Annotated in this window: 12 protein-coding genes; all 12 read right to left on the bottom strand. The window is 61.3% G+C overall.

The window, feature by feature from the left end; all coding sequences use genetic code 11:
* Positions 1-38: 38 nt before the first annotated feature.
* The gene (locus EDF70_RS11360) at positions 39-1,652 is read right to left on the bottom strand and encodes a peptidoglycan DD-metalloendopeptidase family protein (protein ID WP_132273412.1); all 1,614 of its coding nucleotides are present in this window, start codon (positions 1,650-1,652) and stop codon (positions 39-41) included.
* 158 nt (positions 1,653-1,810) lie between these two features.
* Positions 1,811-2,452, bottom strand: a complete 642-nt coding sequence (locus EDF70_RS11355) for a protein-L-isoaspartate(D-aspartate) O-methyltransferase (protein ID WP_132273782.1) — start codon at positions 2,450-2,452, stop codon at positions 1,811-1,813.
* Positions 2,453-2,498: 46 nt separating this feature from the next.
* Positions 2,499-3,257, bottom strand: a complete 759-nt coding sequence (gene surE / locus EDF70_RS11350) for a 5'/3'-nucleotidase SurE (protein WP_132273411.1) — start codon at positions 3,255-3,257, stop codon at positions 2,499-2,501.
* Positions 3,258-3,266: 9 nt separating this feature from the next.
* Positions 3,267-4,547, bottom strand: a complete 1,281-nt coding sequence (gene serS / locus EDF70_RS11345; protein WP_132273410.1) for a serine--tRNA ligase — start codon at positions 4,545-4,547, stop codon at positions 3,267-3,269.
* A 97-nt stretch (positions 4,548-4,644) separates the two neighbouring features.
* Positions 4,645-5,472, bottom strand: coding sequence for a twin-arginine translocase subunit TatC (gene tatC / locus EDF70_RS11340; protein WP_132273409.1), 828 nt, complete (start codon positions 5,470-5,472; stop codon positions 4,645-4,647).
* Entirely contained in the window at positions 5,469-6,284 is an 816-nt protein-coding gene (gene tatB / locus EDF70_RS11335) for a Sec-independent protein translocase protein TatB (RefSeq protein ID WP_132273408.1), read from the bottom strand. Before tatB ends, tatC begins: the two co-directional genes overlap by 4 nt.
* Before the next feature lie 45 nt (positions 6,285-6,329).
* The gene (locus EDF70_RS11330; protein WP_132273407.1) at positions 6,330-6,545 is read right to left on the bottom strand and encodes a twin-arginine translocase TatA/TatE family subunit; all 216 of its coding nucleotides are present in this window, start codon (positions 6,543-6,545) and stop codon (positions 6,330-6,332) included.
* Positions 6,546-6,713: 168 nt separating this feature from the next.
* On the bottom strand, positions 6,714-7,418 hold the full coding sequence (gene scpB, locus EDF70_RS11325) for an SMC-Scp complex subunit ScpB (RefSeq protein ID WP_132273779.1): 705 nt from the start codon (positions 7,416-7,418) through the stop codon (positions 6,714-6,716).
* A gap of 10 nt (positions 7,419-7,428) precedes the next feature.
* Entirely contained in the window at positions 7,429-8,283 is an 855-nt protein-coding gene (locus tag EDF70_RS11320) for a ScpA family protein (RefSeq protein ID WP_132273406.1), read from the bottom strand.
* A gap of 22 nt (positions 8,284-8,305) precedes the next feature.
* Entirely contained in the window at positions 8,306-9,322 is a 1,017-nt protein-coding gene (gene nagZ, locus EDF70_RS11315) for a beta-N-acetylhexosaminidase (RefSeq protein WP_132273405.1), read from the bottom strand.
* A gap of 123 nt (positions 9,323-9,445) precedes the next feature.
* Positions 9,446-12,391, bottom strand: a complete 2,946-nt coding sequence (locus EDF70_RS11310; RefSeq protein WP_132273404.1) for an SPOR domain-containing protein — start codon at positions 12,389-12,391, stop codon at positions 9,446-9,448.
* A gap of 68 nt (positions 12,392-12,459) precedes the next feature.
* Positions 12,460-14,217, bottom strand: a complete 1,758-nt coding sequence (gene argS, locus EDF70_RS11305) for an arginine--tRNA ligase (protein WP_132273403.1) — start codon at positions 14,215-14,217, stop codon at positions 12,460-12,462.
* Positions 14,218-14,250 lie beyond the last annotated feature (33 nt).

The following is a 14,250-nucleotide window of genomic DNA, read 5'->3' as shown; positions in this document are numbered from 1 at the left end:
TGACCGGGCTTTTTCGTACAACCTTGAAACGCACTACATTATTCAAGGAAAGTGATCGGGTTGACCGGGGTTGCATCCTTGCGAACCTCGAAGTGGACCTGCGGACGCTTGGCATCACCGCTCATGCCGGAAGAGGCGAGCGTCTGGCCGCGCTGGATTTTCTGTCCACGCGTGACATTGATGCTGCCGGCATGGCCGTAAACGGTGACCTTGCCGTCGTCGTGGCGGACGAGAACCGTGTTGCCGAGCTGCTTTAGGCCGTTGCCGGCATAGATGACCACGCCGTTTTCGGCGGCCTTGATCGGCGTGCCTTCCGGAACCGAAATGTCGATACCGTCATTGCGGCTGCCGTTGACGTTGGCGCCGTAACCGGCAACCACCGCACCACTCACCGGCCAGCGGTACTTGCTGATGCCCGTGGAGGCGGGAGAGACCGAAGCGACATCGGACTTCTTTTCGACATCCGACACGCTGGCCGTGGCAGCGGGTGCTTGTTCGGCGGACTTTGCAGCCTGCTGCGGGGCAACCGATGCGGTCTCAGCCTTGGCAGGCGCCGTGGGCTTGGCGACAGCCGGCTGAGCCGGAATCGAAGCGGTTTTCAGCGTGTCCGAACCTGCGCCCGGAAGCGTCAGCGTCTGGCCGATGCGGATATTTTCGGTCGAAAGGCCATTGGCAGCTTTCAACTGATCGATCGGGGTGCCGGTTGCGCGTGCAATCTTGGCAAGCGAGTCACCCGGCTTCACCGTGTAGGTGCCGCCTGCGGGCTTGCCGCCGCCAGCCGGCGGAACCAGCTTGCCGGTTTCGCTCTGCGCCTTGTCGCGCGCCATCTGGGCGCCGGGAAGAACGGCAACCTTCTGCTCGGACTGCTGCTGCGGTGCCGGCATCTGGCCTTCGCGGGCAAGATCGGTACCGTCTGCAGCAGCCTTGGCAGCGTTACGCGGCGTGCCATAGGTCGGGATGATGGCGATCTGGCCAGACTGAACCTTGCCACCGTTCGCCTTGAGAATTTCCTTTTCCGGAACGCCGTAACGCTTGGAGAGCGATGCAGCGCTTTCGCCGGGACGCACCGTTACCTTCGGCGCATTGGCTGTCGTCCAGCCGGACGCGGACTTTGTCGTGTTGGTGACGACATTGTCGGAAGACGGCACCGAAAGCGGGCGCGGGGCAAGACCTGCAGTCTGCTGACGTGCCGGCATCGGCTGCGCCATGGCTTCCTGACGCGTTGCAGGTTCCATGCCGCCCGAAGGTGCAGCCAGTTCAGCACGCTGAATGCTGCTCGGTGCAGACGCTGCCCGCGCAGGCGACATTCCGCCACCGTATCCACCACCATTGTTCTGGTAGCCGGCGTTGTTCTGGTAACTACCATTATTCTGATAGCCGCCATTGCCGTTCTGGTAGGAACCCTGATTGTTGCTCGCCATCGGTGCCGACATGCCGCCATTCAGGTCGCCATGCGGGATCGGCGCCTGACCGTAAGCACCACCACCCTGCCGTTGCGGGATGGATGCCGTCGTCATGTTGTCCGATTTGGAGAACAGATTATCGAAGCGCGTTGCATCCGAACTGCAGCCTGTTGCGGCACTTGCCAGCAAGGCCAAAGCAGCAAACCGCAGGCTCGATTTTCCGACTTTGTATGAACTCTGAAAACGCATGACCCGACCTAACTCGTGACGCAACCAAGTGAGATTGATTAAAGCGCGTTAGTCTTACCGTCGGGTTAAAGCCGGCCTTAAGCGGCTTTTATTTTTGTCAAATTGATAACCATGTCATCGCTGTTGCGATAATGACTCACCTGGTCATTCCACCGGCGTCAGAGCTGGGCGGCGATATGCGGAACGATAGGCAGATAAGGAACTGCGAAAAGATCCTCGCGCTCGAAACGGCTGCCGGTCTTGGTCAGACGCACCATCATGCAGGTCTCGTCATCGATCATCAGGGGCGCCAGCATCGAGCCGCCATGGGTCAACTGATCCGCATAAAATCTCGGCATTGTCGGGAAAGCGGCCGTCACCAGAATGCGATCGAACGTTCCCTCGCCCGGCATGCCATTGCCGCCATCCGCCTGACGCAGAACGACGCCGCGAATGCCGAGCGCATCAATGCGAGCCTGCGCCTGCGTGACCAATGTCTTGTAACGTTCGACGGAAAGCACGCGCTCGGCCATGCGACCGATGACAGCGGTCATGAAGCCACTGCCTGTGCCGATTTCCAACACCCGCTGCCCGGGCTTGACCTGGAGGCGCGCCAGAATGCGCAGCGCCATATCGGCACCTTCCATGAAGGAACCGCATTCGATCGGAATGGTGCGGCTGGAATAGGCGGAAGCGGAAAATTGCGCCGGCACGAATTGCGACCGCGGCGTCTGTTCCACCGCGGTCAGGAGATCGAGATCGGAAATACCCTCGGCCCTGAGACGCAGGACGAGCGCCGCAAAACCTTCCTTCTCGACCATTCCCGGTTTCAAGCGGCTACTCCGTTACCAAGCAAGCAAAAGGGCCTCAGCCCAGAACCTTCGTCAACTGATCCTGCACCGAATAGTCGGTCAGGTCCAGCTTCAGCGGCGTCACCGAAATGCGGTTTTCGCGGATGGCATTCAGGTCGGTTCCCTCGCCCGGACGACCGGTACGCGATGCGAAATACAGCCAATAATAGGGAAAACCGCGACCATCCTTGCGCTCGTCGACGGCGAGATCGAAATCGGTCTTGCCCTGCGCCGTCACTTCGATGCCGGCAACTTCGTCCGGCGCACAGGCCGGGAAATTGACATTGAGCAGCGTGCCAGCCGGCAGTTCGGCTTCAAGCAGCTTGCGGATCACGCCGACGGCATGGGCTTCCGTCGTTTCCCACGGAACGATCTTGGCGCCATCCTGTTTCACATAGGCCTGGCTGAGCGCAATCGAACGCACGCCCTGCAGCGTGCCTTCCATGGCACCGGCAACCGTGCCGGAATAGGTGACGTCGTCGGCCAGGTTCGCACCGACATTGACGCCGGAGAGAACCAGATCGGGCTTTCCGCCCATCACCTGACGCATGCCCATGATGACGCAATCGGTCGGCGTGCCGCGCAGCGCGTAATGCTTGTCGCTGATCTTGCGCAGCCGCAGAGGCTCCGACAGCGTCAGCGAATGAGCAAAACCACTCTGGTCGGTTTCCGGCGCTACGATCCAGACGTCGTCGGAAAGCTGGCGAGCGATCCGTTCAAGGACCGCCAGCCCTTCCGCGTGAATGCCGTCGTCATTGGTCAGGAGAATGCGCATGTAAAGGCCTTATGCTTTTTCGATTTTCGTAAGGCCGCCCATATAGGGCAGGAGCGCATCCGGAATTGTGACAGAACCGTCTTCGTTCAGGTAATTTTCCAGAACCGCGATCAGGCAGCGGCCGACGGCAGTGCCCGAACCGTTCAGCGTGTGAACGAAGCGCGTCGCCTTGTCTTCCTTGCCGCGATAACGGGCGTTCATGCGACGGCCCTGGAAATCGCCGCAGACCGAGCAGGACGAGATTTCGCGATAGGTGTTCTGGCCCGGCAGCCAGACTTCAAGATCGTAGGTCTTGCGCGCGCCAAACCCCATGTCGCCGGTGCACAGCGTCATGGTGCGGAAATGCAGGCCAAGGCGCTTCAGCACTTCTTCGGCGCAGGCCGTCATCCGCTCATGCTCTTCCAGCGAGCTTTCCTGATCGGTGATCGATACGAGTTCGCACTTCCAGAACTGGTGCTGGCGCAGCATGCCGCGCGTATCGCGACCAGCCGAGCCGGCTTCCGAGCGGAAGGATGGCGTCAGCGCCGTAAAGCGCAGCGGCAGCTTTTCCTGATCGAGGATTTCGGCAGACACGAGGTTGGTCAGCGTCACTTCGGCAGTCGGGATCAACCAGCGGCCGTCGGTGGTCTTGAACAGGTCTTCCGAAAACTTCGGCAGCTGGCCGGTGCCATACATGGCCTCGTCACGCACCATCAGCGGCGACGATACTTCCGTATAGCCGTGTTCGCCGGTGTGCAGGTCGATCATGAACTGACCGAGCGCGCGCTCGAGGCGGGCCAACTGGCTGGTCAGCACCGTGAAGCGCGAGCCCGACAGCTTTGCGGCGCGGTCGAAATCCATGTAGCCGAGGGCTTCACCGATTTCGAAATGCTCCTTGGCCGTATGGTTCCAACGCGGCTTTTCGCCAACGACGCGAGCGACGATATTGTCGTTCTCGTCCTTGCCGACCGGCACATCGTCATGCGGAATGTTGGGGATGCGCGACAGCATGTCGTCGAGGGCAGCGCTCGTCTCGCGCTCCTCCTGCTCGGCTGCCGGCATGGCGTCCTTGAGGGTCGCGACTTCCGCCTTGAGCTTTTCCGCCAGTTCCATGTTCTTCTGCGCCATGGCGGCGCCGATTTCCTTGGAAGCGGTATTGCGACGGGACTGCATATCCTGCAGGCGGGCGATAACCGCGCGGCGCTTTTCATCCAGCGCTACGAGGGAGGCGGCCTGCGGCTCGGCGCCACGCTTGGCAAGGGCTGCGTCGAGCGCCTGCGGGTTCTCACGGATCCACTTGATATCGAGCATCGTCGTTCCACGTCATCGGTCTGGGTATCGGTATAGGCCGCGCCAGCCGGCTCGGCCGTGAGTTTGCTCCGGCCGAACAAAGATCTTCCGGAACGAATTACGTCTTGTCCGCTTCGGAAACCTCGGAGGATTCGTCGCTCTCGGCGAGTTCATCTTCCTTGCGCCTGCGTTCCACGAGTCGAGCGGTATAGATCGAAATCTCGTAGAGAAGGATGGTCGGCAGTGCAAGGCCGATCTGGGAGAGCGGGTCCGGCGGCGTCAGCACGGCCGCCACCACGAAGGCAATGACAATCGCGAACTTGCGCTTTTCACGCAGCCAGTCGCTGGTCAACAGACCGACGCGGGCCAGAAGCGTGGTCACGACCGGCAGCTGGAAGACCAGACCGAAGGACACGACAAGCGTCATGATCAGGCTGAGATATTCCGAAACCTTTGGCAGCAGGGAAATCGCCACACCGCCTTCAGTCGGTGCCTGCTGCATGGCCAGGAAGAACCACATGACCATCGGCGTGAAGAAGAAATAGACGAGCGCGGCGCCCATCAGGAACAGCACCGGCGATGCCACCAGAAACGGCAGGAAAGCTGCGCGTTCGTTCTTGTAGAGGCCCGGCGCCACGAACTTGTAGAGCTGCGAGGCGATGATCGGGAATGCGATCACCAGCGCGCCGAACATGGCCACCTTCACCTGCGTGAAGAAAAACTCCTGCGGCGCGGTGTAGATCAGTTCGGATTTCGACAGATCGAGGCCAGCCCACAGGACAGCCCATTTGTAGGGCTGAACCAGCAGGTTGAACAAACCCTTGGCGAAGAAGAAGCAGACAAGGAAGGCCAGGAAGAAAGCCGCGAGCGACCAGATCAGTCGCGACCGCAACTCCAGCAGATGCTCCATCAGCGGCTGCGGCTTGTCGTCGATATCGCCGGTCATGCTTCATCCTTCGGCGCGGTCGCTTTTTTGGGAGCGCGCGGTGTTTTTACTGCGGCGGCAGCCGTTTCGGATTGTGCGGCCTTCTTGGCCGGCGCCTTGGTGGCGACAGCCTTTGCCGGAGCAATCTTGGCGGCGGTCGGTTTTGGCGCAGTTGCCTTTGCCGCTGCGGCCTTTGGAGCGGCAACCTTTGTCGCCTTGGCAACAGGCTTCGGCTTAGTCACCACTGGCTCGGCGGTCGCCGGCGCTTCCACCGTCTTGCGCGGAGCACGCGGCTTGCGCACCGGAACCTCCGGCACTGCCGGGGTCGCAGCAGCAGCAGCCTGCTTGGCGGCTACCGCGGCAGCGACAACATCCGCAGCAGGAACGACCGCAGCTGTTGAGGCAGGTGCAGCGGGCTGAACCGGCGCGGTCGCGGTCTGCGGAGTGACGGTATCAGCCGCCTCATCCGCTGCCTCACCCGTCAGCAACGGGTCGTCGGCCGATGTCACGCTTTCCGAAGGCTTGGGAACCGCGGTCGCCTTTTGCAGGTCCTCGCGAATCTCCTGGCCCATCTGGCGCAGCGGATTGATCGCATCACGCAGCGCGTTTGCGGGGTTCAGGCTCTTGGCGTCAGAGATTGTCTTACGCACATCGTCCATGTCCGCTTCACGCAGCGCCTCATCGAACTGGGTGCGGAAATCGCCGGCCATCTTGCGCAGATTGCTCGTCATTTTTCCGAACGCCCGCAACATGGGGGGCAAATCTTTCGGCCCGACCACAACGATCAATACGATCGCTATGACCAAAAGCTCGGTCCAGCCGATATCCAACATTCACGCGGCTCCCGCCGAATCGCGTCTACAAGGAGACGCGTTCAATTATCTGGTCTTTGTCTCTTCGGCCTTATGGTCGACGGTGCGGGCATCAACGGTCTTGTCGTTGTCTGCAGGAGCCTCGTCGTCAGCCATGCCCTTCTTGAAGCTCTTGATGCCCTTGGCAACGTCGCCCATCAGGTCCGGAATCTTGCCGCGACCAAAGAAGATAAGCACGATGACCAGAACGATCAGCCAATGCCATACACTAAAAGAACCCATCACTTGACTCCATAGATTGCGCGTCTGTCGCGCATTAGGCCCGATGTAAGCTTATTGCCATGATTTTTCAAACACCAAATCGCGACATACACCGCGGATCGGGTCTCTATATGAGCAAGTCGATAACGACTGCGTCATCGGCAGGCCGTTCCGCTGCCCTGCCATTGCCTATTCGTCGCCGCCACTTGGCGCCAGCAGCCCCAGTTCCTCAAGATCGAGCTGGGTGATCGGATCCTCGTCCTCGGTCAAATCATCACCCAACGAGGGGATAGGAATATTGAAATTCGGCGGAATACGGCCAGACAACAGCCCTGCCCCCTTCAACTCTTCCAGCCCCGGCAGATCGCGCAGTTCCTCGAGGCCGAAATGGTCGAGGAAACTGATCGTGGTGCCCAGCGTGACCGGGCGACCGGGAGAACGGCGGCGACCGCGAAAGCGCACCCAGCCGGCTTCCATCAAAACATCGAGCGTGCCCTTCGACGTCTGCACACCGCGGATTTCCTCGATCTCGGCGCGTGTTACCGGCTGGTGATAGGCAATGATCGCCAGCACTTCGAGCGCGGCGCGCGAAAGCTTTTTCACTTCCGTCTCGTCGCGGCGAATCATGAAGGACAGGTCCGCGGCCGTGCGAAATGCCCAGCGATCCTCGACGCGCAGAAGATTGACGCCTCGACCGGCATAAAAAGCTGCCAGCTGGTGCATCGCCGCGGCAACATCGGTGCCCCGCGGCAGGCGATCTGCAAGATATGCTTCGGACACAGGTTCGGACGAAGCAAACACCAAGGCCTCGATCGTGCGCTGGATATCGATATCCGACAAGGTGAAGCGAGCGGGTTCGCCCTCCCCGGCCTCATCGTCCGGCTCCGGCGTCAGGAATTCGTCGTCAACCGCCTGCACTGTCGTTCTCCTGTTCGGTCAACTTTACCGCCACCGGCCGCTTCTGGCCCTGCCGCATATAGATCGGCTGGAACGCACCATCCTGGCGCATTTCCAGCTTGCCTTCCCGCACCAGTTCCAGCGAGGCGGCAAAGGCGCTTGCCGTCGCCGTCACCCGTTCTTCGGCGGGCATGTATTGCAGCAGATAATCCTGCAGCGCCGTCCAGTCACCGATTTCACCGAGCATATCGGTGAGCAATTGGCGCGCCTCGACCAGCGACCACACTTTTCGCCGCTCGATCGTCACCTGCGTGATCGCCTGCCGCTGGCGCAGATTGGCGTAGGCCGACAACAGATCGTAGAGGCTTGCATCGAAGGCAGACTGGCTGCTCTGCGGAATATGCTCCGGCGCACCGCGCACGAAAATGTCACGGCCGATGCGGTTGCGGTTGACCAGCATGGTCGCCTGCTCACGCATGGCTTCCAGACGTTTCAGGCGGAAAGCGAGGATCGCCGCCATTTCCTCGCCGCTAGGGCCGTCATCCCCACGGACCTGCTGCGGGATCAGCAGCTTGGATTTGAGAAAGGCAAGCCACGCCGCCATGACCAGATAATCGGCAGCCAGTTCGATGCGCACCTTTCGCGCACTATCGATGAAGAGCAGATATTGCTCGGCCAGCGCCAGCACGGAAATACGTTGCAGATCGACCTTCTGGGTGCGGGCAAGATGCAGAAGCAGGTCGAGCGGGCCTTCGAAGCCGCTGACATCGATCACCAGCGCGGGATCGGTCACCGCGCGGTCGTCGGCATCCTGCCAGAGCTTCTCCATCGGCGTGGCGCTCTTCGATGTGTCCGTCGCCATGCGCCTCTCCTATGCTGCGTCTTTACGAGGTCGGCAGCAGCGACCAGAATTCAGCCCGTATTGTCGCCTCGTCGGCGCCATCAGGCTGCGTGAATCCGGCCTCGACCAGTTCGGCGCGCCGCAAGGCTTCGCCAGCCAGAGACGGCACCTCGGCCACGACCTGCTTCATTTCCTCCATCAGGCCATTGCAATGCAAGACAATATCGCAGCCACCAGCGACAATGTTGGCGGCGCGCTGACTGAGCGTGCCCTTCAACGCGTTCATGGAACTGTCGTCGGAGAGCAGCAGTCCGTCGAAACCGATCGTCCCACGAATGATCTCGTCGATGACCTTCTTCGACGTCGTCGCCGGCCGTTCGGCGTCAAGCGCCGTGAAAACGATATGCGCGCTCATCGCCATCAACTCGTCCTTCATGGCCATGAAGGGACGGAAATCATGCGCTTCCAGCTCCTCGCGCGAAACGGTGACAACCGGCAATTCGTGGTGCGAATCGGCCATGCCGCGGCCATGGCCGGGAATATGTTTCATCACCGGCAGCATGCCGCCGGCCTTCAAACCTTCCGCCGCCGCCTTGCCCATGTCCGCCACCGTCACCGGATCAAATCCATAGGCGCGGTCGCCGATGACATTGCTCGCGCCTTCCACCGGCACATCCAGCACAGGCAGGCAATCGACATTGATGCCGAGCTTCATCAGGTCGAAAGCGTGCAGGCGCGACATCAGCCATGCGGCGCGCAGACCCTGCTGCTTGTCGGCGCGATAGAGATCGCCGAGGACCTGTGCCGAGGGATAACGCTCGATCATCGGCGGGCGTATGCGTTGCACACGGCCGCCCTCCTGATCGATCAGCACCGGTGCGTCCGGCCTGCCAACCGTGTCACGCATGGCCGCAACCAGATCACTGATCTGCTCAGTATCCTGCAAATTGCGGGCAAAGAGGATGAAACCCCAGGGGCGCTCGCCCCTGTAAAGGGCAATCTCTTCTTCGGTGAGGACGGTCCCGGCACAGCCGAGAATCATTGCTTTTGATTCGCTCATGCCCGGCATCATAAAACGCGCGACTGGAATAGCGATAGCTGCTGATCGTGATCCCGCGGGAAGCACAACGAGAAACGGGGCCTTTCGGCCCCGTTCCAGATTGGATTTTCGTCGTTGGAAAACTCAGCGTGCCACGAGGCAGCTGCCACCGGCCGAACGATAGTTTTCGCAAAGCTGCACGGCCTGATCCTTGCTGCCGGCCGGAATGCGGACGCGGTAGAAAGTACCCTTGCCGGCGATCTCTGCGGCCTTGATATCGACGCCTCGACCGCCGATGACATTGCCGAATTTCGACGACAGGCTCTGGTAGGACTTCTGGGCTTCGGCCTGCGAAGGCAACGATGCAACCTGGATGAAGTACCCACCCGGACCGACGGAGGCGACCTGCTGAGGAGCAGCCGACGTCTGCTGAACATTGCCGCGATCGGAAACAGAAGCCACCACGTTGACCGGCTGGTCAGCCGGACGCGATGCCGGAACCGGCCTTGCAGGCGCACTTGCAGTGACCAGCTGGGCCGGTGCTGCAGGTGCCGCCGGAGCGCTCATCGGCGCGGGCTGGACCGGAGCAACATGGGCGGTCTTCGGTGCGACAGTCGGCTCGGCAAGCGCCGGCTGGGCCGGAACCTTTTCCGAAGCGGCAGGCTGTACCGGAGCGGCGGCCTGCTGCACTGGGGCTGCCGGCGCCGTGACTTCCTGTTCGACCAGCGTACCATCAGGGCGGACGACCATGGTGCGCACCTTGCGGGGCATCACGCTGACGGGCTGCTCACCCTGCGGGGCGCCGTTCGCCTGCTGCGGCAGAAGGCGCGGATCCTGCGTATCGAGGCCTTCGGTCATCGCCTCTTCCTCACCCTGCAGAGGCAGGCTGTCGGAGGTCAGCGTGCGCTGGACAACGTCCATCGGCTCTTCATTGCTGGAAATCAGCGTTTCCTGGCGAGGCGCATCGTTAGCGCCGCCGGCAACACGCTCGTAAACAGCCTTGTCCTGGTTCGGCACCGTCTTGCCGCCCGGATTTTCCGGAGCAATCTTGACCGGCTCCTTGTCGGCGGCGATGACAAGCGGCTTGCCGCTCTCAGCCTTGCCCGGCAGACCGCTGGCATAATAGGCATAGGCCGAAAGCCCGCCCATCAACAGAAAGCCGACGACAGCAACCGGCGCACCCCAGCGAACCTGACGACGCGCGACAGGTGCCGCGTAACCGTCATCATCCTCATCGCTCATGCGGCCGCCATCCGGCAGCGGGTTCGACAGGCTGCGACGGAAATCTTCTTCCAGAGCGCGCTCGAAATCGTCGAGATCGGCATCGTAAGCGGATTTGGCCGGTGCGGGCGCGGCGGCGGGCTGTGCGACAGCGACCGGGGCCTGCGTTGGCGTGGCACGCGACATCGGCTGGCGAGCCTGTGCGTTCTGCATCTGGGCAGCTGCGGCACTGCCGCGCACCAAAGACGGAGCGGCAGGAGCAGAGGCCTGAAGCAGGTTCGCCAGTTCCGCGTCCAGATCGATATCGAAATCCGGATCGTGTTTGGCAGGTGCGACAGGCTCGTCGACCAGAAGTTCCGGAACATCGACTTCGGCCATGCTTTCCACATGCTCTTCGCCATCGGCGATCAGCGTGGGGTCGAAACTGTCGGCATCGAATTCCGGTGCAGCAGCTTCGACAGGCACGGCAGGAGGTGCCGGGGCGAATGCGGGTGCTGCACTCAAAGTCGTCGCCGGCGCATACGCTGCGGTCGGCACATAGGAAGGCTGCGAGGTCGTGACCGGGGCCGGCCTGTAAGCTGGCTCAGGCTGGCGGGCCGCATAAACGGGCTCTGCCGGCACTGGCGCCGCGACAGGCTGGACAACAGCAAGGGTAGCCGCCGGCTTGTCGTCATCGCCAAGCGAGATGTCGGAAAGATCGAGATCCAGATCGTCAAGCGCGAGCTCGAAATCATCGTCGATCAGATCGGCATCCGTCGCCGTCGGCTTCACAGCCACCGGCTGCGGTGCAACGGGTGCTGTAACCGGCTTTTGCGACAAGAAATGATCGACGTCGTAGACCATTTCTTCCAGTTGCGAGAACGTCTCCGATGGAGCCGGCTTCGCCTGGAAGGAAGGTTCGGCGCGAATCGGCTCGACAGGCGCTTGCGCTGCCACCGGCTTCGGCATTTCAAACACCGAAAGCTCGACGGGCTTTTCGACAACCGGAATGATAGCCGGCTTGCTTTCCGTCTGCTGGGCAGCAGCCTCGCCGGTCAGTTCGCGCTCAAGGCTGCTCCAGATCGATTCGTTGGTCTCGACAGGCGCTTCCCTTGCAGGCTCCACCGGAGCCGCCACAGTGACGGGGGCAACGTCCACGGCAACCTGTGCCGACTCGACCGGCGACGGCCGATAGGCTTCGCGCGGCGCAATGTCGGTGCGCTGGAAATTGGCGATCGGCATGCGGAAACCGGGCTTGTAGCCCTTATCCACCGACCGTTCGGTCAGAGACAGTTCTGCAGGCGCCGGGGCCGCTATTGCAGCCGGCTCGACCTGGACCGGCTCGACAGGCTGCGGCTGATAGCGCGGCTGCTCGTATTGGGGCTGAGGCACCGGTGCGAGCGACGATTCAAGCTCTGCGACCAGATCCGCATGAGAGAAAGGTGCTCTCTGCGGAACAGCCTGCTGGATCGGCATGGATGGCGCCGTGGCAGCCAGATCGAATGGAAGGTGCTGCAGCGGCGGATTGCCGTCCGGCAACGGCTGAGCAACAGCCGGCGGCTCGAAGGCCGGTTCAGCACGCTCGACGGAAACCGTGCGCGGCTCATCCATAACCGGCGCTTCAACCGGCTGGCGCACCTGCGCAGGCTCGGCGACTGCACCGATATCGTTGGCGGGATCGAGGCGCGGAGCGTCGTAACGCTCGAATTCGCGCATCAATTCATCTTCGAGATTAAACTCGGGTTCACGGCGCGGTGCCGCAGCCTGAGCCGATGGGCGTGCCGGGCTATCTTCGTAACCGACGATACGGGCGAGTTCCGCCAGCGGATCGTCTTCCGCAAAGATATCCGGACCATCGTGCCGGCCGAGTGCAAGGTTGTTGTCTGCCATTCCCTCGTCCACTTACCTACGCGTAACAATTGCATATGCCAGCGCAATATGGGGAAATGGTGGCAATACTACCGCATTTCTACCGGAGCGTCAGTGCCCGCAATGGCGAGACCTGACTTCAAAACAGAAGCGACGGCATGCACCAACCCAAGTCTGGCTATACTCGATTCTCTATTTTTGTCGTTAATAAATCGTAAGTCCGCATTCTGATTGCCTTTCGCCCAGTGTCCGTGGAAGGCGCTGGCGAGGTCATACAGATAGAAAACAACGCGATGCGGCTCCTGCGCCTGCGCTGCGGCTTCGATCATCCGCGGGTATTCCGACAGCTTTGCAACGAGCTGCAACTCGCTCGGATCGGTGATTCCGGCAACCGAATCGGCCAGATTGAGCGAATCGATATCGAGGTCCGGGAACGCTTCGCGCGCCTGCCGGAACACCGACATACAACGGGCATGTGCATACTGCACGTAGAAAACCGGGTTGTCCTTCGACTGTTCCGTCACCTTGGCGAAGTCGAAGTCGAGCGGCTCGGAATTCTTGCGATAGAGCATCATGAAGCGCACGCTATCGGAGCCGACTTCATCGACCACTTCACGCAGCGTCACGAAATCGCCGGAACGCTTCGACATCTTTACCGGCTCGCCATCGCGCAGCAGCTTCACCAGCTGGCACAGCAGAACGGTCAGCTTGGACTTGCCTTCCGACACGGCCCGCGCCACGGCTTCCAGCCGCTTCACGTAACCGCCATGGTCGGCGCCGAGCACATAGATCATCTCTTCGAAGCCGCGATCGAACTTATCCTTGAAGTAGGCAACATCGGCGGCAAAATAGGTGTAGCTTCCATCGGACTTGATCAGCGGACGGTCGATATCGTCACCCACTTCGGTGGAGCGGAACAGCGTCTGCTCACGGTCTTCCCAATCTTCCGGCAACTGACCCTTCGGTGGCGGCAGCGCACCACGGTAAACGTGGCCCTTAAAGGTCAGGTCGTTGATGGCGGTGCGGATCTTCTGGGCGCCATCTGCGTGCAAGGTCCGCTCAGAGAAGAAGAGATCGTGATGCACATTGAGTGCGGCCAGATCCTCGCGGATCATCGCCATCATCGCATCGACCGCCTTGTCCTTGACGATCGGCATCCACTCGTCCTGCGGCATGTTGTGCAGGCGCGTGCCGTATTCCTTGGCCAGTTCCTGGCCGACCGGCACGAGATAGTCACCCGGATAAAGACCTTCCGGGATCGCACCGATGGTTTCGCCGAGAGCCTCGCGGTAGCGCAGGAACACCGACTTCGCCAGAACATCGATCTGGCCGCCGGCGTCGTTGATGTAATATTCCTTGGTGACGTCGTAACCGGCAAAACCCATCAGGTTGGCCAGCGCGTCGCCGACGACGGCGCCACGGCAATGGCCGACATGCATCGGGCCCGTCGGGTTGGCCGAAACGAATTCGACGTTGACCTTCTTGGACGCGCCAAACTGCGAGCGGCCGTAATAGGTGCCATCAGCGATCATCACCGCCAGCACACGCTGCCAATAACCGGTCGACAGGCGAATGTTGATGAAGCCGGGACCGGCAACCGACACTTCGCTGACATCGGCATCACCGCGCATCGCCTCGGCAATGATATCGGCCAGCGCCCGCGGGTTGGTGCCGAGCGGCTTTGCCAGCACCATGGCGGCATTGGTCGCGACATCGCCATGGCTCTGGTCTCGCGGCGGCTCGATGGTGATGCGGCCGAAATCGAGCTCGGCGCGCTTTTCCTTCACGATATCCAGCGTTTCCAGGGCGGCTTTGATCCGCAGGTCGAAATCGGCAAAAAGGTTCATGGCTAACAATCCGCGCGGCAGGCAAAACCGCCC

The organism is Neorhizobium sp. JUb45, from assembly GCF_004343585.1.
In the GTDB taxonomy this organism is placed as follows: domain Bacteria; phylum Pseudomonadota; class Alphaproteobacteria; order Rhizobiales; family Rhizobiaceae; genus Neorhizobium.
The sequence above is the reverse complement of the archived record's forward strand: the minus strand, read 5'-3'. Positions and strand labels throughout refer to the sequence as shown.